Below are 26,437 nucleotides of genomic sequence, written 5' to 3' on the forward strand. Positions count from 1 at the left end.
ATCACGTCAGCACCCTATCGAAGTCCACAAGAGACGACGCCAGGTCGACGGCGAGCAGGCCGGTCTCCAGGCCGATCAGCAGCTGACCACCGACGACGGCGCAGGTCAGGCCCAGGTGGTGGAGGGGGATGGTGACCAGGCAGCGGCCGTCGGCGGTGTCGAAGACCTTGGCCGTGCGGTCCTCGCTCACGGTGACCACGGCGGTCCGGCCGTCCAGGTCGATCGGGCAGACGCCGTTGACCGCGCCGCTGTGGCCCACGAATCGGCGGAGTTCGGCGCCGGTCACCGGGTCCGAGATCCGGGCGATCCGGAAGCTGCCGCTGAGCAGCAGCGACCGGCCGCCGACGGTGATCGGGCGCAACGCGTTGACCCAGCCCAGGGTCTTCAGCTGACGCTGGTCGCCGCGCGCGTCGCCGGTGACCGGGTCGCACACGCCGACCCGGCCGTGCCCGGCGGTGGCCAGCAGCATCTCGCCGTTCACCTCGATCGGGCAGAGCGCGCTGATCCGTCCGGTGTGCCGTTTCCACCGGTGCCGCGCCGCTCCGGTGACCGGGTCCCAGAGCCGGACGGTGCCGTCGTTCTCCCCGGTGACCAGCAGGGTGCGGTCGCCGATCACGATCGGACAGGCCGTGCTCACCCCGCCGGTGTGCCGGGCCAGCCGGCGGCGGCACGCGCCGGTGAGCGGGTCGTGGAAGTGCACGGTGCGGTCGGCCATGGCCACGACCAGCAGCGACTCGCCGTCCAGGGTGATCGGGCAGATCGTGGTGACCCGGCCGACGTGCTGGTCCGGCTCCTCGCGTTCGGCGCCGGTCGCCGGATCCCAGACCCGGACCGCACCGGTGTCGCCCGCGGTCAGCGCGACCCCGTGGATCGGCACGATCACGTCGACCCGGTCGCCGCGGCGCGGCTGCTCGTCGCCGACGAGCGGTTCCCACAGCCGGGCGGTCCCGTCACCGCCGGCGGTGGCCAGCAGGGTGGTGCCGTCCAGGAGCACCGAGCGGATCCGTCTGGTCCAGCCGACGTGCCCGCGGAAGACGTGTCGCTGCGTCCCGGTCGCGGGATCCCACAACCGGATGAAACCGTCGTCGTCGGCGGTGGCCAGCAGGATCTCACCGCCGAGGGTCAGCGTGCAGACGCCGTTCACCGGCGAGGAGTGCCCGCGGAGGCAGTGCTCCGGGCGGCCGGTGGCGGGGTCCCAGAGCCGGACGGTGCGGTCGTTGCTGACGGTCGCGAGCAGGTCGCCGACGGCGCAGACGTCGTTGACCGCGGCGGTGTGGCCGGTGAGCCGCCGGAGCTCGGCCCCGCCGGCCGGGTCCCAGATCCGAGCGGTCCGGTCCTCACCGACCGTCGCGAGGCTGCCGCCGATCCGGCAGAGCGCTTTGACGGTGCCGGTGTGGCCGGTGAACCGCGTCGTCTCGGCACCGGTGACCGGATCGAGGATCCGCGGGATCCCGTCGTCGCCGCCCACCGCGAGCAGCGTGCGGCCGTCCACCGCGACGCGGCAGATCGCCTTGACCGCCGCGGTCCGCGCGCTGAACACCCGCTCCTGCGCCCCGGTCAGCGGATCCCAGATCCGCACCGTCCCGTCGTCGGCCACGGTGGCGAGCAGGTCCCGGCCGTCCAGCGTGACCGGGCACAACGCGGTGACCTCGCCGGTGTGCCCGTGCAGCCGCTGCTGTTCCGTCCCGGTGACCGGGTCCCAGAACCGGACCGTGCCATCGTGACTCGCCGTGGCCAGCACGCTCCGGCCGTCCACCACCATCCGGCACACGTCGTTGACCTGCCGGGTGTGTCCCTCGAAGCTCAACAGTTCGGTCCGCCGCGGCACCGTCGCCCACCGCCCCCGATACGGCGCCGGCTGCGCGGCGAACCCCGGCGCGGCCCCCTCGAACACCTGCGTCACGCTGAACATCGCGGCGCGCTCGGCCGGGCCCGCGCCGATCGCCTGCGGGGTGAGCCGCAGCATCCGGGCCCGCGCCGGACCGGCCGCGGTGGTCGCCGGGATCAGCCGCAGCAGGTCGGCGTGCAGCAGATACCCGTCGTCGGCGACCAGCTCGTCGACGAGCCCGGCCCGCTGGGCGTGCCCCGGCAGTGATCGCAGCAGATACCGCGGCGCGGCCGCCCAGCCCACGGTCCGGCCGTGGGCCAGGAATGCCCGGGTCAGCTCCCGCTCGTCGAGCAGCACCCCGGCCCCGCGGTCGCGCAGCAGCGCGTCGTCGAGCGCTTGATGGAACAGCCGGAACGTCGGCTCCTCTCCCGCCGCCGACGTCTCCACCAGGAAGTTCGCCGCCGCCGACCGGGCGAAGCGGTCCAGCACCGGTTCGCTCACCCGGCCGCCGAGCGCCTCGACGGCGGCCTGCCACAGGGTCGCCGACCAGCCCGGCGCCTCCGCGTAGGCGAGCGCGGTCAGCAGCGTGCGGGCCGGGGTGCCGTCCACGGCCGGGATCCGGGCCAGGTAGGAGTAGAGCGCGTCGTCGACGCTGGCACTCAACCGGACCGTCGCCGGATCGGCCGGGCGCGTGTCGTAGAGCCCACGCATCCGCGCGTCCAACCCGGCGACCAGGAAGTTTCCGTCCGCGAGTTGCGCGATCCGCTCGGCCACCGGCAGCGCGACGGCGCTGTCCGCGTACGGATTGCCCGGTCTTCGCAGCGTCGCCAGGGTGTAGTCGCGCAGGTCGGCGACCGCGAAATACGCCGGGTCGTCCAGGTCGACGAACTCGGCGGCCTCCCCGAGCCGGCTCAGCAGGTCACCCTCCGCGTCGTGCCGCCGGGTGCCGACCACCACCTGGAGGTTGACGCCGTTCTGCACCAGCGGCAGGGCGATCCGCGCCAGCACCGCGCGCGCCTCGGCCGGGCTGCTCGCCTCGTCCACCGCGTCGACGACCAGGTTGAACCGGCGCCGGCGGGTGGCGAGCGCGGCCGTCAGGTCGTCCACATCGTCCGGCAGCGGGGCGGACACCGACCGGGCGATCTCGCGCGCGATCTCCAGGGCGGTCTTGCCCTTGGCGTGCACCGCGCAGGTGATCGAGCCGACGGTCGCCATGACAGCGTGGTCGTCGGCGGGCAGCTCGGCGCGATAACCGGCGTCCGCGGTGGTGACCACCCGGGCGAGCACGGCCGACTTCCCGACACCGGGCGAACCGGTGACGACCAGCACCCGGCGGTCCGTCGCCGGGCGATCCAGCCAGTCGACGATCCGGCGCAGGGCGGCGGTGCGGCCGCGGAATCGGTAGCCGGCCTCGGCGTCCGTGGTGACCCCGCGCGATCGGGGCCGCCAGTGCCGCCCGGCCTCCCGGTCGTCCCCGAGCTGCCACGCGTCCCGGCGGTGGAACTCCGGCTCCGGTCGCACCGCTTCCCGGCCCCAGGTCTCCGTCTGGGGAGCCGACCAGTCGGCCAGCACGCTCAGGTGCTCGTCGGGCAGGAAGGCGTCGATCTGGGCCAGCGTCAACGCCTGCGCGTCACCCCGCCGCTCCCCGCGGGCCAGGGCCCGCCCGACGATGCCGACGACGGCGTCGTACTCCGGCACCCACAGCCCGGCGCCGCTGAACCCCTGCTCCACCGGGTAGGGCGAGTCCGTGTCCAGCCGTACGCACCCATATCCGAGCTGGGCGCCGACCCGGCCGCTCGCCTCGTTGCCGTGCAGCCGGCTGGTGACCGGAAACCCGAACGCCCACCAGCGCAGCCCGGCCAGCGCCGCCGGCTCGGGCCGTCTCAGCCGGGCCGCGGCGACCGGCAGGTCCTCGTCGAAATGCAGCACCGCCACGTCGGCGATCTCCGCGTCGTCCGGATCCGCGACGATCCGGGCCACCCGCCACCGGGTCCGCCACGCCGCGCCGACTTTCGGGAACGACACCCAGAGCGGCTCGTCCTGCTCCGGGATCAGGTGGGCGCAGGTCAACGCCCGGCGCGGGGAGATGGCCACCGCGGTGCCCAGCGGCGCCGACCCCGTCCTGGCGGCATGCACCGCGAGCGTCCACGGATCCGCGACGCCCGACATCGCCACATCGTAACGGCAGTGTCCACGATGGGTTATGACCCCCAAGACCTTCAGATACGCGCGTCCGCTGGGGTACGGACCGCATGCTCCCGCGCGGGCCGGGCGGGCTGATCTGGCCGCTGGCGCGTCCAGAACGATCAGCCCACCCTTCATTGCCCGCCGTTGGTTCCGGAGATCAACCCCCAGCTGGCCCCCAGCGCCCTATCCCACCCCCGAAAAGGGCCACCAGCACCAGCCCGACACCCCCGGCTGGCCCCCACGGCCCTAACCCATGCCCGGAAAGGGCCACCAGCACCAGCCCGACACCCCCGGCTGGCCCTCAGCGCCCTATCCCCTGCCCGGGAAGGGCCACCAGCACCAGCCCGACACCCCCGGCTGGCCCCCAGCGCCCTAACCCGTGCCCGGAAAGGGCCACCAGGACCAGCCCGACACCCCCGGCTGGCCCCCAGCGCCCTATCCCATGCCCGGAAAGGGCCGCCAGGACCAGCCCGACACCCACCGGCTGGCCCTCAGCGCCCTATCCCAAGCCCGGATAGGGCCGCCAGGACCAGCCGGATGCTCATGGCGCGTGGGATGTCTTCACTGTCCGTGGGTGGTTACCGAGAATTCTCGCCGTCCCGGGGGTCCGCAGCGGCCGCTTCCACGGTCCTCGCGAAGATCTCCAGGATGGACTTCCAGCCGGCCGAGTAGCCGCCGGGAACCGAGGTGGCGGCCGCCAGTTGCTCCTCGGTGAGCCGCTCCCAGCCGCGATGCTCCAGGGCCACCCGGGTCAGCGACGGCGCCAGCTCGGTGAACGACAACTCCACCTCGGTCACCGCGGGCAGAATGGTCCAGGTCATCGCGAACCGTTCCGGCGGCTGCCAGGCGATGACCTCACCCCACTCGACCTCGGTGCCGTCCGACCAGGTCTCGAAGACCCGGCCGCCGAGCCGGCGCTCGAAGGTCACCGCGGTCACCCGGTCCTGCCCCAGCGAGTGCGGCCGGGTCGGCCACCAGGAGCCGAGGTCCCGGACGAACACCTCGAAGGTGTGTGCCCGGTCGCTGCGCACGATGGTCTGCTGCCGGATCGGTGGCCGCCGCAGCGGACGAACGTTGTCGGACACGCGCACTCCCGGCACTGCTCGGTCGCGACGCCCCGCCGCGCTCGGCCCGATCATGCCAGGCGATCAGGCCACGTCCGACGATGCTTCCGGGGCGCCGGTGGCCCGGTCCGCCTCGACCAGGCGTCGCCCCACGTCGAGGGCGTCGCTCCACATCGCGTCGAGGAAGTCGCGCAGCCCGGCCAGGCCCTCGGGCCGCGCGCGGTAGAACCGCCGGGTGCCGGCCCGCCGCTCGCTGACCAGGCCGGCATCCTTCAGAACGGTCAGGTGCTGGCTGATCGCGGTCCGAGTCACGTCGAACGCCGAGGCGATCTCGCCGGCCGCCAGCTCGTCGGCGGCGACCAGGCGCAGGATCGCCCGCCGGCGCGGCTCGGCCAGCGCCCGCAGCGCGTCGTCGACCTGCGACTCGTCCTCGAACACTCAGCTCACCCCCAGAGGCCCACCGGGTTGCCGTCCGGATCCGCGAACACCGCGAACCGCCCATAGTCACCGGGCAGCGGAGTCGGCTCGACCAGGGTGGCGCCACCGAGGGCGGTCGCCCGATCCAGCGCCTTCTCCAGATCCTCCACCCCCACGTAGATCTTTACACCCGCCTCGCCGGCACCCTGCGCCGGGCCGATCCCGCCACCGATCGCCCCGTCCCCCGCCTGGGTGTCCACCAGCGCGTAGTCCCCGCCCTGCTCGGCGGTCACCCACCCGAACAACTCGCTGTAGAACTCCTTGGCCCGCCGAGCATCACCACTGACGATCTCGAAAAACGCCACCGGACGGCCCACGACCGTCTCCTTCCCTGGTCGAGCCGGCCGATCGACCGGCACGACAAATGTAAGCTTTCACTAACGTTAGCGTCAACTGACAGATTTGGACCGCAGACCGTGATCGGTCAGGCGGTGCGGTACCAGCCGCTTCTCGGCGGCCGGGGCGCGACGCGTGGTGCAGAGAACGAGCGCGGGGAGCATCGCCGCGGCGGTGAGGACGAAGGTGAGCGGATAGCCGAGCCACCCGATCGCGAAGCCGGCGAGCAGGGCGCCGGCGGCCATCCCGAGGTCGTAGGCGATGTTCCAGATCGCACTGACGCTGAGGGCGGCGCCGGCCGGCGCGCGGTCGTACATCAGGGCCAGGGTCGCGTTCTGGAGCAGGCCGAAGCCGGCGCCGAAGACCAGGGCGCCGCCGATCACGGCGGCTGGGATGCCGGTCCAGGCCAGCGCGGCCATGCCGGCGGCGGCCAGCGCCACGCCGGGAACGAGCAGCCGCTGCGCGCCGGTGCGGTCGCCGAGCCGGCCCGCGATCCAGCGGAACCCGGTCGCCGCGGACGGCTGGGCGAGCAGCGCGGCCGACGCGACCCAGGCCGGGCTCCCGGCGACGGCCAGGGGCAGGAAGGTGACCAGGACCCCGACGGCCGCGGTCGCGAACGCGAAGACCGCCGCGGGCCGGCGCAACGCCGGGTGCAGGCGGATGCGGCCGGCGGATGCCCTGGCCGACGTGGTGCTCGGCAGGGCGGGGACGGAGGCCAGGGCGGCCAGGGTGAGCACGGTCGTCGCCGCGAACACCGCCGGACACCCCCAGCGATCCGCGGCCCAGACGCCGGCCGGCAGCGCGACCAGCCCGGAGACCCCGCTGACCATCCCGATCAGCGCGAGGCCCTCACCTCGCCGACCCGCCGGGATCATCTCGGCCGTCAGGGCGCCGCCGGCGACCACACAGATCGCAAAACCGATTCCCCGTACGACACTGACCGTCACGATCGTGACCGGGTCGGCGTTCACGATCAGCAGCGCGGCCGGGGCGCCGAGCAGGGTGAGCCCCAGGCCGAGCGACCAGCGGTACCCGAGCCGGGCGGCCAGGTTCGGCGTGAGCAGTTCCCCGGTGACCGTGGCCAGCAGCAGTGCCACCGTGGCCAGCCCGGCCGCGCGGCCGTCTTTCGCCAGCAGCGGCACCACCGACAGCGGCAGCCAGAATCCGATCGAGGCGCCGAGGATCGACACCGAACGCACCATCAGGGGCCGGGTGAGCAGGTCATTCGCCATATCGACGACGCTAGGGGCGAACCGGCACCCTGATAAGGTCCAATTTCATGCGCGTCGAGTGGGCCGGTTCGGGTCCGGAGCTGCTGGTGACGATCGACCGGGACAGCGGGACCGGGCTACGGGTGCAGCTCGAGGAGCAGTTGCGCACCGCGATTCGCAGTGGACGCCTGGCCGCCGGGGAGCCGCTGCCGTCCTCCCGGTCGCTGGCGCACACATTGGATCTGTCCCGCGGTCTGGTTCAGGACTGCTACGCGCAGTTGCAGGCCGAGGGCTACCTGACCAGCCGGCCCGGCTCCGCGACCCGGGTCGCCGCCACGGCGGCCGGCACCCCGGCGCCGGCGCCCTCTCCCGTCCCGGCGCGGGCGTCGCGGCACCGGGTCGCCGACTTCGAGCACGGTGTGCCCGACCTCGGACTGGTGCCGCGGGAGGCGTGGGCCTGGGCGATCCGGGAGGTCTGCCGCAGCACGCCGAACACCGACTTCGGTTACGGCGAGGCCGTCGGGCACCGGCGGTTGCGGGAGGTGCTGGCGGCCTATCTCACCCGGGTACGCGCGGTGGCCGCCGGACCCGACGACCTGATCGTCTGCACCGGGATGCAGCAGGCCGTCGACCTGGTGGCGCACGCCCTGGCGGCGGACGGCATCGACGTGCTGGCCGTGGAGCACCCCGGAAGCGCGCTGCGCCGGACGGCGACGGTGCCGGTCCCGGTCGACGACGAGGGCCTCGACGTGGCGGCGCTGCGGCGGACCGGCGTACGGGCGGTCTTCGTGACCCCGGCGCACCAGTGGCCGACCGGTGTGGTGCTGACCGGCCCGCGCCGCCTCGACCTGATCGCGTGGGCCCGGGAGTGCGACGGGCTGATCGTCGAGGACGACTACGACGCCGAGTTCCGGTACGACCGGGATCCGATCGGGTCCCTCCAGGGCCTGGCGCCGGACCGGGTGGTCTCGCTGGGCACGGTCAGCAAGTCGCTGGCCCCGGCGCTGCGCCTGGGCTGGATCGTCGCGCCGCCCCGGCTGCGCCCCGCCCTGGCCGAGGCCAAGTGGCTCGCCGACCGCGGCAGTCCCGCCATCGACCAGCTCGCCCTGGCCCTGCTGATCGAGTCGGGCCGGTACGACCGGCACCTGCGCCGGGTCCGCGCCGAGTATGCGACTCGCCGGGAAACTCTGATCACCGCCCTGAGCAGGCACGCTCCCGGGCTGCCGGTGACCGGGCTGGCGGCCGGCTTCCACGCGATCCTGCACCTGCCACCGGGCGTGGACGAGGCCGCGTTCATCGCGGCGGCCGCGGAGCGGGGCGTCGGCCTGTACGGCATGAACCATCCGCCGGCCCGGATCATCCTCGGTTTCGGCAACACGAAGCGCGCCGAGATCACCGCGGGGATAGCCGCCCTCGCCGACCTGCTGTCCGCCTGACCCCGTCCCCTGCCCGGCTCCTCGGGAGGGCCCGACCGGCACCGCGGCTGCTGGCCGGCGGAGACGGTGGGCGGGTGAGCCGGGGTCCGACTCGCCGCCTCGGCCGGCGCGACGAACTGGCCGATCCCGACGAGTGGTGGCGGACGGCTCGCCCTCGATGGCCCGCACCCGGGCCTTGGCCTCGTCGCGGATCAGCGCCGGGCCACCGACAGGGTTTCGGCGTGGGCGTGGGCGGCCCAGCGTTCGGTCTCGCTGCCCGGCTCGGCCCGGTCGCGGGCGCGGCCCAGCGCGGCGGCGAGGACGGCCAGGCCGAGATCGGGAATCCCGGGGTCCTGGAGGATCGGGAGGCGCAGCAGCACGCCGGTGTTCTGCACGGCGGTGAGCAGCTGCGCGTCGTCCGGGGCGGCGTCCAGGGTGTGCGCGTGCAGGAGCATCGTGTCCCGGGCGTTCGCCGCGTCGTGCGGCCGCTTGACCTGCCGGCCGAGATGGGCCTGCGCCAGGTTCGCCAGCACGGCGTAGTCGCCCGGTGGCGGCTGCCGGGACAGGACCGATCGGTACACCGCGATCGACCGGTCGATGTCGTCGGTGCCCGGCGTGCTCCGGAGGCCGCGCATGTACCGGGTCTTGAGCGCGAACCCGAGTGCCGCCCACACCCGCTCGGTCACCGCCGGATGCAGGCCGGTCACGCCGGACAGCGTGGTGAGGGTGTCGATCATCCGGTCCAGCAGGGCGTCCGGGACGTCGTGGTCGCGTTCGGCCAGCGTGTCCGAGATGTCCTGTTCGATCTGGTGCACGGCTTCGCTGAGATGGTCAGTGTCCTCTTGGGATGTCCCCCGCATGCCGGCGAGTATCGCAGCGACGCTCCGCCCGCGTGGCCCGGGATAGGATGGCGACCATGATCAACGTGAAGGGCGCTCGGCGCCGGATCCGGTGAGCGGGTGGCTGGACGCCGCGCTCCTGTCCGGGGCGGCCGGCGGGGCGGGGGACGCGGCTCGGTCGCGGATCTTCGAGGAGGTTCGGGCCGAGCGGGACGGGGTGACGGCCCGCCGGGTGCTCGCCTGGGCGGGTACGGAGCTGCCCGCCGTACGCAAAACCGTTTTTGATCTTCTTGATGGTCTGGTTTTCGGGGGACCTGAGTGGCCGGCTGCGGCGGAGGTTGCCGAGCGGGCGCTGACCGGAAGCGATCAGACGGTGGCCTGGGCCGCGGCGCGGATCCTGGTGGCGGCCGGTGGGCGGGAACGGGCCGGGCGGGTGCTGGAATCGGCGACCGATCCGGTGGCCCGGGCGGCGCTGGTGGATCGGCTGGTGGACGACGCCGATCCGCGGTGGCGGTCCGATCCGGTGCCGGCGGTGCGATTGCTGGCCGCTGTCGGCGCGATGCGGCGGGCGGATCCGGGCGAGTGGGCGGCCCTGGACGCGGCGATCATCGCGGATCTGGAGGCGGCCGACCGGATGCTCGGCTTGAGCTGGTGGACGGCTGGCGAGCGGTGGGCGAAGGCGATGGTTCGCCGGGACCGGGAGGACGACTGCTACGCGTGGGTTGCCCGGCTTTCCGGGATGACCAGGGTGTATCTCGCTCGGGAGGCGATCCGGGAGTGGCGGGCGGCGCCCGGGCGGCTGGCGCCGGTGCTGGCCGGGATGCTGAGCGAGGAGCCGGCGGCGGCGCGCGTGCTGATGGCGTCGGTGAGCGCGACCCGGGCGGCGGCCGACACGCTGGTGAGGCTGATGGACGATCCGGAGCTCGGGGCGGGGGCCGTGGTCGCGCTCGGGGCGGCCGGCGATCAGCGGGCGGTGCCGCGGCTCGCCCGGATGATGGAATCCGGGCCGGGTGCGCCCGGGCTGTTCGGTGCGGTGCTCGCCGCGGTCCGGGCCGGGGTGGATCCGGGTGCGCTGGTGGCGGCGGCGCGGCGGATGCTGGCGACCGATAGTGATCAGTCTTGGGCGTTGCGGGTGCTGGGGGCTTGCGGGCCGGCGGCTGTGGGGGCGGTGCCGGAGCTGATCGCGCGGCTTCCGGAGGCGGCGGGGGCGCTGGGGGCCATCGGGCCGGGGGCCGGACCGGCGGTGCCGGCACTCCGGAGGCTCTTCGCGGGCTCGGCGACGGCGGGCGCAGCGGGTGGCGGCTGGTCGAAGGCGATCGTGGCCCAAGCGCTGCTGATGATCACCGGGGATCGGGCCCCGGCTGACGAGTTCCTCGCCGGGCGGCCCGAGCGGCTCGGCCGGGGCCGGGTCGAGGCCGCGCTCCTGAGCCGGCTGGCCGACCACGGCGGACTGACCGACCGGCAGCATCGCCAGCTCCGGCACCTGTTCGAGCGCCCCGGATTCCCCCAGGTCGAGACGGCCGGCGCGATCTGGCGGCAGGAGGGCCCCGCGGCGGCGGCCGAGCTGCTGGAGGTGCTGCCGCAATATCTGGACGACGATCTCCACGGCGTGCCCGCTCTGCGGGTGCTGGGGGCGATGGGAGCACACGCTCGGCCGATGCTCCCCCGGCTCGACACGATCGCGGAAAGCCGGCATCGGCTCCCCATGAACGTCGGCAGCCCGGACGCCGAGATGCGCTCCGACGAGATCCTGCTCGCCGCCGTCCTGGACGCCCGAGAAAGGATCACTCACGGCAAGTAACCGATCACAAAGTGTCGATTACTGATCGCATTGCCGATAGCATCCACAGGCATCGAATCGATGCCTGTCTTTGGGGGGCTGTGGCATTGAACAGGTCCAGCAGACTCACTCTCCGGCGTTCGGTGACGGTGCTCGCGATCGGAGCGACCGTCACCGCACTCGCCACCCCGGCCGCGAACGCCCAGGCGCCGGCCGACCCGGAAAACCGGGCCTACGCCCAGATCAACGCGCTTCAACAGCTCAAGAAATCGCTGACACCGACCGAACGCAAACTCGACAGCCGGCTCGCGATCACACTGCGGCAACGCGCCAGCAAGGTGTCCGCGAGCGCGCTGCCGAAGCTGTCCACCGGCGTCGAGGTCAGCAAGTCTGGCACCACCAAGGTCGAGATTCACGCCGGCGCGGTCGGCGATGACCTGCTCGCACGGCTCCGCAAGGCCGGCGCCGGGATCCGCTTCGCCTCACCCAGGTCCGGCACCGTGGTGGCCGAGGCGCCGCTCGGCGCACTCACCGAGATCGCCGGGTGGACGGACGTGACCGCGATCGGCCTCGAACACGGGGCGATCACCGGCCACGAGACCGACCCGGCCGCGCGCACCGAGACGAAGCAGCAGAAGGCCGACAAGCAGGAGGCGAAGGCCGCCGCGATCGCCGCGGCCGGCGAGGTCGTCTCCGAGGGCGACCGGACCCACGCCGCCGACACCGCGCGGACCAAGTACAAGGTCACCGGCACCGGCGTGAAGGTCTGCGCGCTCTCCGACGGCGTCGACTCGCTCGCCGCCTCGCAGGCCTCCGGCGACCTGCCGCCCGACGTCGACGTGCTGCCCGACCAGGAGGGGTCCGGCGACGAGGGCACCGCGATGCTGGAGATCATCCACGACCTGGTGCCGAACGCCCAGCTCGGCTTCGCGACGGCGTTCACCAGCGAGGCGAGTTTCGCCGAGAACATCCGGGCGCTGCGCTTCACCGCGCACTGCGACATCATCGTCGACGACGTCGTGTATTACCACGAGAGCCCGTTCCAGGACGGCCTGCCGGCGCAGGCGGTCAACGCGGTGACCGCGGACGGCGCGTTCTACTTCAGCTCGGCCGGCAACGAGGGCAACACCCTCGACGGCACCTCCGGCACCTGGGAGGGCGACTTCGTCGACTCCGGCCGGGGCATCGGCAAGTTCGCCGGGCAGGCGCACGACTTCGACCCGGGCGCCGGCGTGCAGGTGCTGAACCCGCTGTCGCCGAACAGCAACGGCGTGGTCACCACCCTGTGGTGGGCGGACCCGCTGGGCGGCTCGGCCAACGACTACGACCTGTACCTGCTCGACGCGGCCGGCAACGTCACCGACTTCTCGCAGGACGTGCAGGACGGCAACGACGACCCGTGGGAGGCCCTGCGCACCGACCCGCTGGCCGTCAACCAGCGGCTGGCCGTGGTGAAGTACTCCGGCGCGGTCCGCTACCTGCAACTGACCGCGTTCCGCGGCCGGTTCACCGACTCGCCGGACGGGCAGCTCAAGGGCTTCTCCACCACGGGTGTGCTGCGCGGGCACGCCGCGGCCGAGCAGGCGTTCGCGGTGGCCGCGGCACCGGCGCACGACCCGCTGCCGTTCGACCTGGAGACCGGGGACCCGGCGAACCCGGCCGGGCCGTACCCGAACGTGTTCACCAAGCAGACCAAGCCGGAACGGTTCACGTCGGACGGTCCGCGGCGGATCTTCTACAAGGCGGACGGTACGCCGATCACGCCCGGTGACTTCACCTCGACCGGCGGGGTGGTCCGCACCAAACCGGAGATCACCGCGGCCGACGGTGTGGTCACCTCGGTGCCGGACTTCTCCCCGTTCTTCGGCACCTCGGCCGCCGCGCCGCACGCCGCCGCCATCGCGGCGCTGGCGCTCTCCGGCAACCCGGGGATGACCAACACCGAGATCCGCACCGCGCTGACCGGGACCGCGCTCGACCTGGCCCCGACCGGCTACGACGTGCGGACCGGCAACGGCGTGATCCGCGCCGACCTGCTGCTGCGCAACACCGGAGCGACCCCGCAGCCGCTGGTGAAGGCCGGTGCGCCGAAGGTCACCCCGACGACCGGGGACGGCGACGCCTACCTGGAGCCGGGCGAGCAGGGCACCCTGTCGCTGCCCGCGACCAACGTGGGCGACGGCACCGCGACCGGCGTCAACCTGACGGTCGACACCGACGACCCGCGGGCCACGGTGACGCCGCGGGCCGTCTCCTACGGCACCATCGCGGCCGGCGCCACGAAGTCGAAGAACTACAAGATCAAGCTGGCCGCCGACTACCCGCTCGGCCGGCCGGTCACGCTGAAGGTGAAGGCCACCTTCGCCGGCTACCTCTCGCCCACCAGCAGCACCCTGGCGGTGGGGGTCGGCCAGCCGTCGTCGACGGTGCACGACTTCGCCTACACCGGCGCGCCGGTGCCGATCCCGGACAACGATCCGGCCGGCGCCACCGCCACCGTGGACGTCAGCGGCGTCGGCTACGCCGGCTCGCTGACCTTCTCGATCGACGGCACCGACTGCGCCACGGCGGCGACCACCGGCATCAACCACACCTGGGCCGGTGACCTGGTCGGCACCCTGACCGCGCCGGACGGCCGGACCGCGACGCTGTTCAGCCGCAGCGGCAGCAACGGCGACAACTTCTGCCAGGTCGTCTTCGACGACGCCGCGACGACCCCGTTCGCCTCGGTGAAGTCGAGCGACGCGCCGTTCACCGGCACCTGGCGGCCGGACCAGCCGCTCGCCTCGCTGCGGCTCGCGCCGGTCGACGGGACCTGGAAGTTCACCGTCACCGACTTCGCCAACGGCGACGTCGGCTCGATCCGCGCCTTCGCGCTGCACATCGCCGGCTTCGAACCGGCCTGACCGAACCGGGCCGGGCTGCGGTTCTCCGCAGCCCGGCCCGGCGCTACCTGTAGCGACCGAACCCCGGATGGGCCGGGCCGCCGAGCTGCGCGGAGATCCGGTCCAGCGTCTTCCAGTGCTCGGCACCGTCCTGCTCGACCTCGGGATCCTCGTCGCGCGCGTCGTCCCGGACGCCGGCCGTTTCGGCCAATTCCCGGGCCGCTGTGGCCCACTCGTAGCCGGTCAGGGTCACGGTCGCCGATTTTCCGGAGAGCTGTTCGCGTACGCCCGCGGCGGCCGCAGCTCGAAGGTCACGTCGGCCGGCATCCGGTCGAACGTGGCGTCCAGGCGGGGCGTGGTGGTGCCGACGACGGGCCGGCTCGCGCCGCGGACGCAGCCCGGCACCCCGTCGGTGGCCAGCCCCGTCGCCCTCGGCTGGAACGCGAGAGCGGTCACCGGGGCGGGCCGGGCATCCGAGTCCACGACGAAGACCGAGCAGAGCGTTCCCGGGTTGCGTGCCTCCTCGGCCCGGCAGAACGCCTCGGGGTCGATGGGGGCGGCCGGCTCGCCGTACGGCTGCCCCGGCAGCAACGCCGCCGCGACCGCGACCGTGACGGCGACCGCAAGGCCCCGCCGCGCCATCCTGTTGTTCATCCGTCTCCCCCGCCGCGGCCAGCCCCGCCATGGTGCCTCATGATCCACCTGCGGACCCACACACCCCGGCGACCGAGCCGGTCAGCCGTCCAGACGGCGCGGCCAGGCGGCGACCAGGGCGGCGGCCACCGCGAGCAGGCCGACGACCGTCCAGGTTCCGGTCGCGATCTCGTCGCTCGGGCTGTAGACGATGTACGGGTACGGCGAGCCCTTGGCATACATCATCACCTGGTACGCGCCCCGCAGCTGCGCATACACCGGGACGGCCGCCGTCGCGCCGGCCACCGCGCACGCCACGGTCGCCACCCACCGCCGGGACCGTCCGGTCTCCCGCAGCCAGCAGGCGAACGCGGCCGCCACCAGCCACCCGGCGAGGGCGCCGGCGATCAGTCCGGCGACGGTCAGGGGCCGCACGGCCGCCGCCTCCCGGGGCCACACCTCGGTGCCGTACGAAGCCCGCACCGTCAGCTCGTGACCCGCGCTGCCCGTGACCACCCAGCCGTTGCCGTCGAGTTTCAGCCCACCCCTGGTGGCCGTGTAGGTCAGGTTGGTGACCGGCAGCTGCTCCTCGTCACCGTCGAAGCCGGCGAGCATCGCACCCTGCGCCTCGCGGAACGAGGTGATCCGCCACCCGTCGGCGGTCAGCGCCGCGCGCACCCGCTCGGCCGAGTAGTCGCTGATGCCGTCCGCGCGCACCAGCGCGCCCGGACCCTGCATCGCCGACCGCTCCCGGTAGACGGCGGCGGGGGCCGGCATGCCGGTCATCGCGGCGTTGAGCGCGCGCAGCTCGCCGTCGGACGGGATCGAGGCGGCCGTCTGCCAGCCCAGCCAGGTGCCGGCCGTCGCGCCGAACGCCCCGAGCACCACCGCCGCGAGCACCGCGCCGACCCAGGCCAGCGGCCGCCGGGCGGGCAACCGGAAGCGCTGACGCAGTCCGCACAGGATCAGGTGCAGGGCCTGCCCGCGGGTCGGCCCGCCGCGCCCAGCCGCCGCCATGTCCAGCATGGTGGTGATCATCTCGGTGCCGCGACGGTCCCGGTAGGAGCGCGGATAGGCCCGCAGCAGACGCTGATACCGCAATTCCAGCCGATCGGTCATCCGATGCCTCCGAAAGCCAGTCGCAGCCGCGCCGCCGCCGCATCCGCGTTCCGCCGGATCCGCTTGACCTCGGCCGCGAGGGCCGCCGATCCGGCGTCGGTGAGCCGGTAGTACCGCCGCAGGCGGCCGTCGACCGCTTCCTCGCGGTCCACCTCGATCAGGCCTTGCTCGGTCAGCCGGTCGAGCGCGCCGTAGAGCGTGCCGGGCCGCAGCACGACCTCACCCTGCGACACCTGCTCGACGGCATGGATCACGCCGTAGCCATGCGTGGGTTCCGCCGCCAGGGCGGTGAGGATCAAGAACGTGGGTTCCTGCATGGTGCAGGACACTACGTCCGCCGGCATATAACGTCAACCGTAGTATTCGACCAGGGCGAACGGATGGCAGAATCGGTCCACATGGGACGGGTGCTCGGATCGCTCGGTGTATCACCGAGGTCGACACCCTGGCCCAGGAGATGCTCGACTACCTGGGGCGGCTCGGCAAGGAGTACCGGGACCACTATCCGCCAGCTGTTGCGCGACGCGCTGCTGGAGGAGGCCGCCTGCGACGCTGCTCCAGGAGTGGCTCAGCGAACGGCGATGATGGACCGCAGGACCGGGAGGATGTCGCCGGTGGCGGGCTGGACCTGGACGCAGACGTGGTCGGCCCCGGCGTCCAGGTGGGCCCGGACCGCGGCGGCCAGCGCGGACGCGTCGCCGTGCGCGACGATCCGGTCGACCAGGGTGTCGCTGCCCTCCCCCGCGACGTCCTCGTCGGTGAAACCGGCCCGGCGCATGGTGTTCGTGTAATTCACCAGAGACAGGTAGCGGGTCAGGAACCCGCGGGCGGCCCGCCGGGCCGACACCGGGTCGGGGTCGAGGACCACGGTCTGCTCCGGGGCGATCAGCGCCGCTCCGCCGAGAGCGGCCCGCGCCTCCCGGGTCTGCGACGGCACCGTCAGATAGGGGTGGGTGCCGGCGCTGCGCTCGGCCGCCAGGGCCAGCATCCGCGGGCCCAGCGCCGACAGCACCCGCGCCTCGACCGGCACGTCCCGCTCGTCGAGGACGTCGAGGTATCGGGACATCGCGTCGATCGGGCGGACCCGCTCCGGGCTCGCCTCCCGGTGGCCCGAGCCGATGCCGAGCAGCAGCCGGCCCGGATGCCGGGCGTCGATCCGGTGGAAGGAGGCGGCCAGCTCGGCGGCGTCCGCCGTCCAGATGTTCACGATCCCGGTCGCGACCACCAGCGACGACGTCGCGTCGAGCAGCTCCTCGGCCACGCGCAGGTCGGCCGGCGGCGAGCTGCCGAGCCAGACGGCGCCGTACCCCAGGTCCTCGATGGCCTTGGCCATCTCCGCGTCGACGGCCTGCACGCCGCGCCAGACGCCGACCCTGCCCAGCCGCTGGTTCCAGATCATGCCCAGCAGACTACGTCGAAGCGGCACACAGCCGTCGCAGCGCGCCCACCAGGAACGCGTAGTCCGTGTCCTGAGATGCTGGGCGTCATGATCAACGCAGAGGTGACCCGGGGTGTCGTGGCGGCGTTCCTGGACGAGGTTCGCTCCGGCCGGGCCGTCGACCGGGCGGCCGGCCTGATGGCCCCGCGAGTCCTGGCCCACCAGGTGTGCTCGGAGGACGAGGTCACCATCGAGCGCACCCCGGCGGACTACGCCGACCACGTCCGCGAGATGCAGGCGACTTGGGGCGACTTCACCCTGGAGGTCAACGAGTTCCTGGTCGACGGCGCGCGGGCCTACGTCCGGTTCACCCAGACCGGCGTTCACCGGTCGGGCCGGACGGTCCGGCAGATCAACTCCGTGGTCTACCACGTCGAGGACGGCGTCATCACCGAGTACTGGATGCAGATCGACCGCGCCGGCCTCGCCCACCAACTGGCCTGACCTGCGGCGATCGCTCGCGCGGAAAATGATTTGACGGCACCGATAATCTGATCCTCCGTGCTCGCGGCCGAGTCGGGAGGGGCCCTGTCCCTCACGACCCAGGAGCCCTTCATGCGCCGGGCACCCGCCCTCTCCTTCCTGCTCGTCACCGTCTTCCTCGACATCGTCGGGCTGGGCCTGATCGTGCCGATCACCCCCGCCCTGCTCACCGCCGTCACCGCCGACCCGAGCCAGGCGGTGCTCTGGTCCGGCCTGCTCGGCACCGCCTTCGGGCTGCTCCAGTTCGCCGCCGCCCCGCTGCTCGGGCGGCTCTCCGACCGCTACGGCCGCCGCCCGGTCCTGCTGCTGTCGCTGGGCTGCCTCGGCGTCGACTGGCTGGCCCACGCGATCGCCGGCAGCCCGGGGACGCTGCTGGTCTTCCACGCGATCGCCGGGGCGTGCGCCGGGACGAACACCGTGGTCAACGCCTACATCGCCGACGTGACCCCGCCCGAGCGGCGTGCCCGGGCATACGGGCTGGTCGGGGCCGCGTTCGGGCTCGGCTTCGTGGCCGGTCCCACCATCGGCGGCCTGCTCGGCGCGGTCGACGTGCGGCTGCCGTTCCTCGCCGCGGCCGCCCTGTCGTTCGCGAACCTCGCCTACGGCGCCCTGATCCTGCCCGAGTCCCGCCCCGGCGATCGCACCACCCCGCTCACGCTGCGCGCCACGAACCCGGTCAGCGCGATCACCGCGATCCTGCGCCGCCCGGTCCTCGGCCGCCTCGCCCAGGCCCGGCTCTGCGCCGACCTCGCCCGGATGATCCATCAGGCGACCTGGGCGTTCTTCCTGACCTACCGGTTCGGCTGGGACACCACGCACGTCGGCCTGGTGATCGCCGCGGTGGCGCTGGCCGGCGCACTCTTCCAAGCGCGGGCCGTCGGCCCGGTCGTGCGCCGGCTCGGCGAGAAGAGGACCGCGGTCGGCGGCGGGTTGCTGAGCGTCACGACATTTTTCGGTACGGCGTTCGCGTCCACTCCGGGGCAGCTCTACCCGCTGCTCACGGTCGGCGTCCTCGCCTCGGCCGGTGGCGCCGCCGCCCAGTCCTGGATCTCGGGCACGGCCGGGGCGGACGAGCAGGGCACGGTGCAGGGCGGGCTGTCCGCGATCGGGGCTGTCGCCGAGGCCGTGGTGCCACTGGCGGCGGGTGTCGCTTTCGGGGCGCTCGTCGCGTACGGAAAACCGGGGTTGATCTTTGTGGTGGCCGCGACCCTGGCAGCGGCCTCGACCGTCCTGCTCGCCCTGACCCCGGCCGGGGAGAGTGTCCGAACGACGGTCTGAAGCGGCCGCCGCCCGGCGGGTCCGGACCGCGAGCTCGCCATGGCTGCGCTCGCACGCGGGCCCGCAAGGCGCACCGACCCGTGCGGTGGACCCGATGGTGAAGGATGAGCGGCATGACGGAGGACGCCGCGATCGCGCTCAGCCTGGACGAGCTCCGGGCGGTCACCGGCTTCGCGGTGCTCTGCGCCCAGCCGGCGCTGGAGATCTACGAGCGGGACTGCCCGGATGATCCGCGTCCGCGGGCCGCTGTCGAGGCGGCACGGGCGTTCGCGGACGGCGCCAAGCGGTCGAAACTGCTGCGGGACTGCGCCTTCGCGGCCCATCGCGCCGCGCAGGAGGCCCGGGACACCGGGCGGGCCGCCGCCCACGACGCCGCGCGGGCGGCGGGGCACGCGTGCGGCGCCGCGTTCCTGCACCCGCTGCCCAAGGCCACCCAGGTCATCCACATCCTGGGCGCGGCCGGCAGTGCGGCCCGCGCCTTCGAGCTGGCCACCGGGGATCCGGCCGCCGCAGGGGAACGGCTCGCGCGGTGCCGGGATCTGGCCACCCCGGTCGTGATCGAGGTGCTGAAGCGGTATCCGAACGCGCCGGAGGGCGGCGGCCGGGCCGGCGAGTTGATCCGCCGCCTGGACGCCGCCCTCCGGTGAGCGCGGTCAATCACGCACGTAGTAGTGGCCGTTGGTGTCGTCGTATCTGCCGTTGGCGCGGCAGCACCGGCGGAAACCGCCGCCCGGAGCCGCACGGGCACGGATCCTTCCCACCGAGTTTCTCGATGAGCTCCTTGTCCTGCCCGATCACCCGGTCCCCTCGCTTGACCTGAGTCTCGCTACGGATACCCCCTGCGGCGTTTGCTGGTCCGCTCAAAAGGACGTGTCGTCGCGGTACATGATGGCCTCCTCTGCCGGCGTCGCCGCACGCTATGCGACTCCGGCAGGGCAGCGCGACCGATATTCCGATCAGTCGGCGACCAGGGCCACCTTGCCGCGGACGTGTCCGGATTCGACCAGGCGGTGGGCGTCCGCGGCGCGGCTGAGCGGGAAGGTCTCGGCGACCTCGATCCGCAGGCGGCCCTCGGACCAGAGCCGGGTGAGGTCGTCGAGTTTCGCCACCGTCCGCTCGCTGCCGATCCGGCGGATGCCGAGCTTCGCGGACCGGGCCCAGTCGGCGATGGTGACGATCCGGTCCGGCACCCCGAGCAGCTCCAGCGAGACGTCCAGCGCCTCGCCGCCGATCGCGTCGAGCGCGCAGGTGATGCCCTGCGGCGCGGCCTGCCGCACCCGATCGGCCAGGCCGGGGCCGTAACTGACCGGGGTGGCGCCGAGCGACCGCAGGTAGTCGTGGTTGCGCTCGCTCGCGGTGCCGATCACCCGGGCGCCCCGGACGACCGCGAGCTGGACGGCGTAGGAGCCGACCCCACCGGCCGCGGCGTGGATCAGCAGCGTGTCCGCGGGCCCGACCCGCAGCTCGTCCAGCGCCGTGCAGGCGGTCTGCCCGGACGCGGTCAGCACCCCTGCCTGCGCCCAGGGCATCTTCTCCGGTTTCCGGGCGACCTGATCGGCCGGGACCACGACCGCGTCGGCATACCCCGCCAGGCTGAGGAAGGCGATCACCTCGTCACCCGCGGCGAACCCGGTGACGCCGTCGCCGACCCGGTCGACGGTCCCGGCCACCTCGTTGCCGAGCCGGATCGGGAACGGCAGCGGGCGGTAGCCGGCGAAATCCCCGCGCCGGGTGGCACAGTCGACCGGCTGCACCCCGGCCGCCCGGACCCGGATCCGGACCTCACCGGCGCCCGGCTCGGGGTCCGGGATCTCCGCGAGATGCAGTACCTCCGGGCCCCCGTACTCGTCGAATACCACGATCGTCGTCATCGGACGACGGTAAAACCTCAACGTTGCTTCAGCTCAAGGGACGAAACGGACTCTCGGAAGGGGTCGGTCGTTCGCACGATCACCCGGCGCACCCGGCTGGCTACGCTTCAGCGACATCGGCACCGCTGTCCACAGGGGTGGTTCGCCATGGACCTGGAACGGATGCTCCGCCTGATGGAGTCGCTCGGCAACGACGACCCGGCGAACGGGCCGATGGCCGACCTGGCCGAGGCGCTGCGCTGCCGGATGGCCGACGACCTGACCGGCGCCCGCCGCGCCGCCGACCGCGCCATGGCCACGATGGCGGGCAAGCCGCTCACCACCCCCGGCTACGCCGAGACCCTGCGCGTCATCGCCAGCATCCAGCGCCAACTCGGGCAATACGCCGAGACGAAACGCCTGCTCGACCTCGCCCACCAGGCCCTCGCCGCGACGGACGGCCCGCAGGCGCCCACCACCGAGACGGTCCTGCGCGCCCTCGCCGACGTCCACTGCCTGCTCGGCGAGTACGACGAGGCGATGACCCGCTGCCGCCAGGCCCTGCGGATCACCGAGCCGCGGCAGGACCTGGCACACGGCTTCGGCCTGCAACTGCTGGCCCGGATCCACTCGGCGCTCGACGACCTGCCCGCCGCGGAACGGGCGAACCGGGCCGCCGCCGAGATCCTGCGGCGGCACGGGATGGCCGGGCACGTCGCGGCGAACCTGAGCCAGGCCGGGATCTATCAGGCCCGGCAGGGCAACGCGGCCGGGGCGATCCGGCTCAACCGGCAGGCGCTGCGGCTGCGGGAGCGGGAGTTCGGCCAACGGCACTCGGCCACCGCGGAAAGCCTGATCACCCTGGCCACGGCGTACGCGCACGCGGGCCGGTCCCGGCGGGCGCTGCGGCTGACCCGGCGGGCGATCGGCGTGTACCGCGCGGCGGGCGCCGACACGGACGCTTTCCGGCTCGCCTCGGCGCTGCTCGACGCCGGTCAGCTCGGCTTCGACCGGCGCCGCCGGACCGCCGCCGGGGACACCGCCGCCGGGCTGGACCTGGCCGTGCGCACCGTGGGCGAGCACCATCCGCTGGTCATCCGCGGCCTGGTGCTGCGCGGGCGGGTGCGGGCCCGGGCCGGTGACCGGGCGGCCGCGTTCGCCGACCTGGTCACCGCCGCCGACCGGCAGAACCGGCTGCTCGGCCCGGTGTTCGGCGCCACCCCGGAGGAGGGCCGGCTGCGGTTCCTCGCCGACACCCGCAAGGAGGTGCGGGACTGGCTGCTGGAGGCGCTGATCGACAGCGGCACGACGACCGGCCCGGACGTGGCGGCGGCGCTGCGCCTGGTGATCCAGCGGACCGGGCTGACCACCGAGGCGGCCGCCCGGGAATGCGCTGCGGTGCTCGCCGGCGGCTATCCGGACCTCGCCGCCGACCTGGACCGGCTGTCCGAGCTGGACCGGCTGCTGGCCGGCGGCATGCTCGGCGGGGCCGGCGTCCCGGCGGACGCCGTCCGGGAGCGGGCGGCGATCGAGGAGCGGATCGCCGGCCGGGTCCGGGAGGCCCGCCCGTCGGCCGCGCTGACCGAGCTCGACCTGGCCGAGGTCGCCGCCGCGCTGCCGGCCGGGTCGTGCCTGGTGCAGTTCGTCCGCTTCGCGCACCGCGGGCTGGCCGGGATCGATCACCGGGACGCCCGCTACGCCGCCTTCTGCCTGCCGGCCGGTGACGCCGCGGGCGCCCGGGTGGTCGACCTCGGGGACGCGGGTCCGATCGACCGGGCCGTCGAGGCGTACCGGGCGGTCGTCGTTCCCGGTGACGACCGGATCGACCGGGACCGCTGGCTCGCCACCGGAACCGCCGTCCACCAGGCGTTGTTCGCGCCGCTGCCGACCACCGCGACCCGCCTGGTGATCGTCCCGGACGGGTTGATCCACCGGATCCCGCCGGCGACGCTGCCCGGCCCGGACGGCCTGCCGCTGGTCACCACGCACACGATCAGCCACCTCAGCAGCCCGCGCGACCTGCTGATCGGCGCCGCGCCGGCGGATGATCCGAACCGGACCGCCCTGATTCTCGCCGACCCGGACTTCGGGCCGGGCCCGGTGGCTTTCAACCCGTTGCCCGGTACGGCCCGGGAGGCCCGGATGATCGGCGATCTGCTTGGCGCCGAGCCACTCACCGGCGCGGCCGCCACGAAGTCCGCGCTGCGCCGGGATCCGCCACCGTCGATCGTGCACCTGGCAACGCACGGGTTCGTCCGGGTGGGCGCCGACGACCGCATCGAGGCCGGTCTCGGTCTGGCCGGGGCCAACGACCGGGACGCCGACGGCATTCTCTCGGCCGACGAGATCGCCCGGCTCGACCTCCGCGGCACCCGCCTGGTGGTCGCGTCCGCCTGCGAGACCGCGCTGGGCCGGATACACGACTCCGAGGGCGCTTTCGGTCTGCACCGGTCGTTCGCCATCGCCGGTGCCCGGGCCGTCGTCGCCTCTTTGTGGAGTGTGCCGGACCGGCCCACCGCCCGGTTGATGACCGCTTTCTATCGTGCCTACCTGCGCTCCGGCTCGGCGCCCTCCGCCCTGGCCGAGGCGCAACGCGAGGCCGCCGCCCAGCATCGCCCGGTCACCGAGTGGGGCGCCTTCACCTGCCACGGCATCTCCTGAAACAGCCTCGGCCCTACCAGAACCGGTGCGCGTAGAAGACGGTCAGCGTCACGCCACCGGCGATCACCACGGCCCGGACGGCGGCCGGTCGCACCCGTCCGCCGATCCGGCCGCCCAGCCAGCCCCCGGCCACCGCGCCGGCCAGCATCGTCGCCGTCGCCGGCCACGCGACCAGGCCCCTTCCCACGAAGACGGCGACCGCGGCCAGGGTCGCGGCGGAGGCCAGGATGTTCTTGCGGGCGTTGACCCGGCGGGCGTCGGTGTCCGGCCCGAGCGCGAGCAGCGCGGACAGGATCACCCCGAGCGCCGCGCCGAAGAACCCGCCGTAGGCCGAGGCCAGCAGCAGACCCGGCGCCGTCGGCACCCGGATCCCGCGCAGCCGGGGCGCGGCGGCGAACAGGGCGGTGGCCGCGCCGATCAGCACCGGCACCACGACCGGGAACCGGCCGGCGGGCAGCACCAGGAGCAGGCCCGACCCGGCGGCGCCGCCCAGGATCGCAAGTCCGATCTGGATGGCCAGCGAGCGGTCCGCCGCCGGCCGGTTGACGTGATCGGCGAGGGCGGCGAGCAGGTGGCTGGGCGCGAGCGCGACGGCGTTCGACGCGTTCGCACCACCGGAGTCAACCCGGTCGCCATCAGCGCCGGGAACGTCAGCAGCGTCGCGCCACCGGCCAGCGCGTTCACCACACCGCCGAGCAGCCCGGCGGCGAGCAGGGCAAGCAGGTCCACCCGCCGGATGCTGCCCGCCTCAGCCCCCGCTGTCTGGAACGAAAGTGATCCGGTAGTCGCCGGGCGTCGCCCCGAACGCGGCCCGGAACTGCCGCCCCAGGTGGCTCTGGTCGGCGAACCCGGCCCGCGCCGCCACCTCGGCCGGCGCCACCCCGGCCCGCAACAGGCTCCGCGCCTCGTTGAGCCGCGTCACGACCCGGTAGGCATGCGGCGTCATCCCGGTCTCCCGCGCGAACCGCCGGATCAGGGTTTCCCGCGTCATCCCGAACCGGCCGGCCAACTCCCGCAGCCCGTCCCGCGCATCCGTCACCGCCGCGACCAGCTCGGACCGCCGGGCCGCGGCCGGCGCCCCAGACACGGGCACCACGACGGGGACGTCGCCGAGCGCGTCCTCGAACAGGGCGGGTGGCAGGTAGAGGTTGACGCTGTCGTCGCCGGCCGCCATCGGCAGCGCGGCGTGCGGCAGCAGCGCCGGGATGACGATCGTCCGCCCGGCCGCCGCCCGCACGATCCCGTCCCGCGTCCGGAACGCCCGCTCGCCCGACGTCACCGCGGTGACCTGCACCGACTCGTGGAAGTGCGCGCCGACCGTGAGCACCCCGGACCCCACGGTCCGGGCGATCTCGACGTCGCCGGCCAGGGTGTACTGCCACCGCCGCATCGGGTCACCCTATCGACGCCCAGAAGCGGCAGTGATGCTCGCTGTCCAGGTCGACGTAACCGTCCGTACCGGACGCCAGGGTCCGTACCGCGGGGAACGCGGACCAATCGGTCCGTCCCGTGGCGGCGAACCGTGCCCAGCTGTCGATCATCCGGTCGGCGAGCGCCGGTTGCGGCGTCCCGGCCAGCCACCACGTATCGAAGAGAAACGCGAGCTCAGCTCCGTGGAACGCACCCCACGGATAGCCGCTCGACGGCGCCGGCCCATGCCGCTCGGCGAACTCGTACGCATAGGTCGCCGTCCGCCGCGCGAGCAGCCGGTCCCCGGCCAGCCCCGGGCAGGCCCAGATCCGGTCGGTGGCCACCGCCGCCCAGGCCAGCGCCGGGGTCGGATAGCTCGCCACCGGATACGTGGCCGCCACCCGTCCCGCCCGCGCGCCGAACGCCGTCGTCAGGACCGCGGCGTACTGCTCCGCCGTCACCGGGCTGGCCAGGTCGATCCCGGCCAGGAAGCCGCGATGCTCGTCGAGGGTGCCGCCGGACAGCACCGGCACCCGCGCGAAGGCCCCTCTCCGCAGCGCCGTCGCCGGATGCTCCGGCAGCACCGCGGTCCCGTATGCCGGAGTCACGAACGCCCGCACCCCGGTCCCGCGGGTCGCCTCCAGCAGTGCCGTCACCGGCTGCCTCCGCAGGCAGCCCACCGCGTCCGCGCCACACCCGAACGTCGCCGCCAGGCCCGATCCCGCCGCGCGCACCGCGTCCACCGGCGACCACGCCGACCCGGCGCCGACCTTCGGGTGGAACAGCCCGCTCGGCCAGTCGACCAGGCACGATCCGGATTGGATGATCGCCCGGTGGAACAGGCCGGCGGCCCCGGGCGAGGTGAGCTGGGCGCAGACGCTCATGCCGCCGGCCGACTGCCCGGCCAGTGTCACGCTGCCCGGGTCGCCGCCGAACGCCGCGGCGTTGCGCCGCACCCATCGCAGCGCGGCCTGCTGGTCCTGCAACCCGAACGTGCCCGAGCCGGCCAGCCCGGGCAGCCCGAGGTAGCCGAGGACGCCGAGCCGATAGTTCACGGTGACCACCACGACGCCGCCGCGGACGACGAGCCGGTGCGCGTCGTACATGCTCCCGGAGCCGGTCTGGAAGCCGCCGCCGTGCAGCCAGACGATCACCGGGCGGCGGGTCCGGCCGTCGCGTGGCGCCGTGACGGTGAGATAAAGGCAGTCCTCGGCGCTGGAGCTGTCCGGGAGCTGGGCGCAGTCCGGGCCCGGCGCCGACGCCGGCCGCACGCCTGGCCAGGGCGCCACCGGTTGCGGGGCACGCCAGCGGCGGTCGCCGGTCGGCGGAGCCGCGTACGGGATCCCCTCGAACGTGCGGTAACCGTCGTGATCCACCCCGCGGACCCGCCCGGCATCGGTCCGGACGACGGCACCACCGGGCCCGGCGGCAGGCACCCCCGGCGCGGCAAGCAACACGGTGGCCATGAAGACGGTCAGCAATCTCATCGCCTCAGCGTCGTCACGGCGCCCCGGAACCGGATCAACCCGTCGATAATCTGTTG

General features: G+C 73.9%; 22 protein-coding genes. 7 read left to right on the forward strand and 15 right to left on the reverse strand.

Going from position 1 to position 26,437, the window contains the following annotated elements; all coding sequences use genetic code 11:
• Position 1: 1 nt before the first annotated feature.
• From Aiant_RS00415 to Aiant_RS00435, 5 genes are all read right to left on the reverse strand, one after another.
• Positions 2–3,997, reverse strand: a complete 3,996-nt coding sequence (locus Aiant_RS00415) for an AAA family ATPase (protein WP_189334164.1) — start codon at positions 3,995–3,997, stop codon at positions 2–4.
• A 596-nt stretch (positions 3,998–4,593) separates the two neighbouring features.
• Positions 4,594–5,100 carry an SRPBCC domain-containing protein gene (locus Aiant_RS00420; RefSeq protein ID WP_229830888.1) on the reverse strand — a complete coding sequence of 169 codons (507 nt, stop codon included), beginning with the start codon at positions 5,098–5,100 and terminating at the stop codon, positions 4,594–4,596.
• A 63-nt stretch (positions 5,101–5,163) separates the two neighbouring features.
• Complete coding sequence (locus tag Aiant_RS00425) at positions 5,164–5,517, reverse strand: ArsR/SmtB family transcription factor (protein ID WP_189334162.1); 354 nt, start codon at positions 5,515–5,517, stop codon at positions 5,164–5,166.
• A gap of 5 nt (positions 5,518–5,522) precedes the next feature.
• Positions 5,523–5,873, reverse strand: a complete 351-nt coding sequence (locus tag Aiant_RS00430) for a VOC family protein (RefSeq protein ID WP_189334161.1) — start codon at positions 5,871–5,873, stop codon at positions 5,523–5,525.
• A gap of 72 nt (positions 5,874–5,945) precedes the next feature.
• A complete protein-coding gene (locus Aiant_RS00435; protein WP_189334160.1) occupies positions 5,946–7,124 on the reverse strand; it encodes an MFS transporter in 1,179 nt (392 codons plus the stop codon).
• A gap of 47 nt (positions 7,125–7,171) precedes the next feature.
• Between Aiant_RS00435 and pdxR the strand changes: the two genes are divergently transcribed.
• Entirely contained in the window at positions 7,172–8,539 is a 1,368-nt protein-coding gene (pdxR, locus tag Aiant_RS00440) for a MocR-like pyridoxine biosynthesis transcription factor PdxR (RefSeq protein WP_189334159.1), read from the forward strand.
• Between the two features lie 191 nt (positions 8,540–8,730).
• Here pdxR and Aiant_RS00445 read toward each other — a convergent pair whose 3' ends face one another.
• A complete protein-coding gene (locus tag Aiant_RS00445; RefSeq protein WP_189334158.1) occupies positions 8,731–9,378 on the reverse strand; it encodes a hypothetical protein in 648 nt (215 codons plus the stop codon).
• A gap of 91 nt (positions 9,379–9,469) precedes the next feature.
• Between Aiant_RS00445 and Aiant_RS00450 the strand changes: the two genes are divergently transcribed.
• Together Aiant_RS00450 and Aiant_RS00455 are read left to right on the forward strand one after the other, a co-directional pair.
• Positions 9,470–11,158: a hypothetical protein gene (locus Aiant_RS00450; protein WP_189334157.1), complete on the forward strand. Its 1,689-nt coding sequence runs from the start codon at positions 9,470–9,472 to the stop codon at positions 11,156–11,158.
• Positions 11,159–11,280: 122 nt separating this feature from the next.
• On the forward strand, positions 11,281–14,043 hold the full coding sequence (locus Aiant_RS00455) for a S8 family serine peptidase (RefSeq protein WP_189334156.1): 2,763 nt from the start codon (positions 11,281–11,283) through the stop codon (positions 14,041–14,043).
• A gap of 43 nt (positions 14,044–14,086) precedes the next feature.
• Here the strand turns inward: Aiant_RS00455 and Aiant_RS00460 are convergent, their stop codons facing one another.
• From Aiant_RS00460 to Aiant_RS00480, 5 genes are all read right to left on the reverse strand, one after another.
• Positions 14,087–14,275 carry a hypothetical protein gene (locus Aiant_RS00460; protein WP_189334155.1) on the reverse strand — a complete coding sequence of 63 codons (189 nt, stop codon included), beginning with the start codon at positions 14,273–14,275 and terminating at the stop codon, positions 14,087–14,089.
• Positions 14,272–14,676 carry a hypothetical protein gene (locus Aiant_RS00465; protein WP_189334154.1) on the reverse strand — a complete coding sequence of 135 codons (405 nt, stop codon included), beginning with the start codon at positions 14,674–14,676 and terminating at the stop codon, positions 14,272–14,274. The genes Aiant_RS00460 and Aiant_RS00465 overlap by 4 nt, the downstream gene beginning before the upstream one ends.
• An 81-nt stretch (positions 14,677–14,757) precedes the next feature.
• Positions 14,758–15,774, reverse strand: a complete 1,017-nt coding sequence (locus Aiant_RS00470) for a hypothetical protein (protein WP_189334153.1) — start codon at positions 15,772–15,774, stop codon at positions 14,758–14,760.
• Positions 15,771–16,103, reverse strand: a complete 333-nt coding sequence (locus tag Aiant_RS00475) for a PadR family transcriptional regulator (RefSeq protein WP_229830915.1) — start codon at positions 16,101–16,103, stop codon at positions 15,771–15,773. The genes Aiant_RS00470 and Aiant_RS00475 overlap by 4 nt, the downstream gene beginning before the upstream one ends.
• 239 nt (positions 16,104–16,342) lie before the next feature.
• Positions 16,343–17,173, reverse strand: coding sequence for a TIGR03620 family F420-dependent LLM class oxidoreductase (locus Aiant_RS00480; RefSeq protein WP_189334151.1), 831 nt, complete (start codon positions 17,171–17,173; stop codon positions 16,343–16,345).
• Positions 17,174–17,260: 87 nt separating this feature from the next.
• Between Aiant_RS00480 and Aiant_RS00485 the strand changes: the two genes are divergently transcribed.
• The 3 genes from Aiant_RS00485 to Aiant_RS00495 all read left to right on the forward strand — a co-directional run bounded on the left by Aiant_RS00485 (position 17,261) and on the right by Aiant_RS00495 (position 19,620).
• Entirely contained in the window at positions 17,261–17,656 is a 396-nt protein-coding gene (locus tag Aiant_RS00485) for an ester cyclase (RefSeq protein ID WP_189334150.1), read from the forward strand.
• A gap of 111 nt (positions 17,657–17,767) precedes the next feature.
• Positions 17,768–18,973 (forward strand): MFS transporter, encoded by a 1,206-nt coding sequence (locus Aiant_RS00490; RefSeq protein ID WP_189334149.1) that lies wholly within the window; start codon positions 17,768–17,770, stop codon positions 18,971–18,973.
• 113 nt (positions 18,974–19,086) lie between these two features.
• On the forward strand, positions 19,087–19,620 hold the full coding sequence (locus tag Aiant_RS00495) for a putative immunity protein (RefSeq protein ID WP_189334148.1): 534 nt from the start codon (positions 19,087–19,089) through the stop codon (positions 19,618–19,620).
• 309 nt (positions 19,621–19,929) lie between these two features.
• On the opposite strand, the gene Aiant_RS00500 is transcribed toward Aiant_RS00495, so the two are convergent.
• Positions 19,930–20,844, reverse strand: a complete 915-nt coding sequence (locus Aiant_RS00500; RefSeq protein WP_189334147.1) for an NADP-dependent oxidoreductase — start codon at positions 20,842–20,844, stop codon at positions 19,930–19,932.
• 147 nt (positions 20,845–20,991) lie between these two features.
• Between Aiant_RS00500 and Aiant_RS00505 the strand changes: the two genes are divergently transcribed.
• Positions 20,992–23,484 (forward strand): CHAT domain-containing tetratricopeptide repeat protein, encoded by a 2,493-nt coding sequence (locus Aiant_RS00505; protein WP_189334146.1) that lies wholly within the window; start codon positions 20,992–20,994, stop codon positions 23,482–23,484.
• 13 nt (positions 23,485–23,497) lie between these two features.
• Here Aiant_RS00505 and Aiant_RS00510 read toward each other — a convergent pair whose 3' ends face one another.
• From Aiant_RS00510 to Aiant_RS00520, 3 genes are all read right to left on the reverse strand, one after another.
• Positions 23,498–24,055, reverse strand: coding sequence for a TSUP family transporter (locus Aiant_RS00510; RefSeq protein ID WP_212847129.1), 558 nt, complete (start codon positions 24,053–24,055; stop codon positions 23,498–23,500).
• 177 nt (positions 24,056–24,232) lie between these two features.
• Entirely contained in the window at positions 24,233–24,874 is a 642-nt protein-coding gene (locus Aiant_RS00515) for a helix-turn-helix transcriptional regulator (protein WP_189334145.1), read from the reverse strand.
• 4 nt (positions 24,875–24,878) lie between these two features.
• Positions 24,879–26,381: a carboxylesterase/lipase family protein gene (locus Aiant_RS00520; RefSeq protein WP_189334144.1), complete on the reverse strand. Its 1,503-nt coding sequence runs from the start codon at positions 26,379–26,381 to the stop codon at positions 24,879–24,881.
• Positions 26,382–26,437 lie beyond the last annotated feature (56 nt).

Source organism: Actinoplanes ianthinogenes, from assembly GCF_018324205.1.
In the GTDB taxonomy this organism is placed as follows: domain Bacteria; phylum Actinomycetota; class Actinomycetes; order Mycobacteriales; family Micromonosporaceae; genus Actinoplanes; species Actinoplanes ianthinogenes.

What these genes read in the sequence shown, in the direction of transcription:
- Aiant_RS00495 (WP_189334148.1), top strand. Translation starts at nt 19,087, where the DNA reads ATGACGGAGGACGCCGCGATCGCGCTCAGCCTGGACGAGCTCCGGGCG.
- Aiant_RS00435 (WP_189334160.1), bottom strand. Translation starts at nt 7,124, where the DNA reads ATGGCGAATGACCTGCTCACCCGGCCCCTGATGGTGCGTTCGGTGTCG.
- Aiant_RS00445 (WP_189334158.1), bottom strand. Translation starts at nt 9,378, where the DNA reads ATGCGGGGGACATCCCAAGAGGACACTGACCATCTCAGCGAAGCCGTG.
- Aiant_RS00520 (WP_189334144.1), bottom strand. Translation starts at nt 26,381, where the DNA reads ATGAGATTGCTGACCGTCTTCATGGCCACCGTGTTGCTTGCCGCGCCG.
- Aiant_RS00470 (WP_189334153.1), bottom strand. Translation starts at nt 15,774, where the DNA reads ATGACCGATCGGCTGGAATTGCGGTATCAGCGTCTGCTGCGGGCCTAT.
- pdxR (WP_189334159.1), top strand. Translation starts at nt 7,172, where the DNA reads ATGCGCGTCGAGTGGGCCGGTTCGGGTCCGGAGCTGCTGGTGACGATC.
- Aiant_RS00415 (WP_189334164.1), bottom strand. Translation starts at nt 3,997, where the DNA reads ATGTCGGGCGTCGCGGATCCGTGGACGCTCGCGGTGCATGCCGCCAGG.
- Aiant_RS00515 (WP_189334145.1), bottom strand. Translation starts at nt 24,874, where the DNA reads ATGCGGCGGTGGCAGTACACCCTGGCCGGCGACGTCGAGATCGCCCGG.
- Aiant_RS00485 (WP_189334150.1), top strand. Translation starts at nt 17,261, where the DNA reads ATGATCAACGCAGAGGTGACCCGGGGTGTCGTGGCGGCGTTCCTGGAC.
- Aiant_RS00500 (WP_189334147.1), bottom strand. Translation starts at nt 20,844, where the DNA reads ATGACGACGATCGTGGTATTCGACGAGTACGGGGGCCCGGAGGTACTG.
- Aiant_RS00490 (WP_189334149.1), top strand. Translation starts at nt 17,768, where the DNA reads ATGCGCCGGGCACCCGCCCTCTCCTTCCTGCTCGTCACCGTCTTCCTC.
- Aiant_RS00480 (WP_189334151.1), bottom strand. Translation starts at nt 17,173, where the DNA reads ATGATCTGGAACCAGCGGCTGGGCAGGGTCGGCGTCTGGCGCGGCGTG.
- Aiant_RS00505 (WP_189334146.1), top strand. Translation starts at nt 20,992, where the DNA reads ATGGACCTGGAACGGATGCTCCGCCTGATGGAGTCGCTCGGCAACGAC.
- Aiant_RS00465 (WP_189334154.1), bottom strand. Translation starts at nt 14,676, where the DNA reads ATGAACAACAGGATGGCGCGGCGGGGCCTTGCGGTCGCCGTCACGGTC.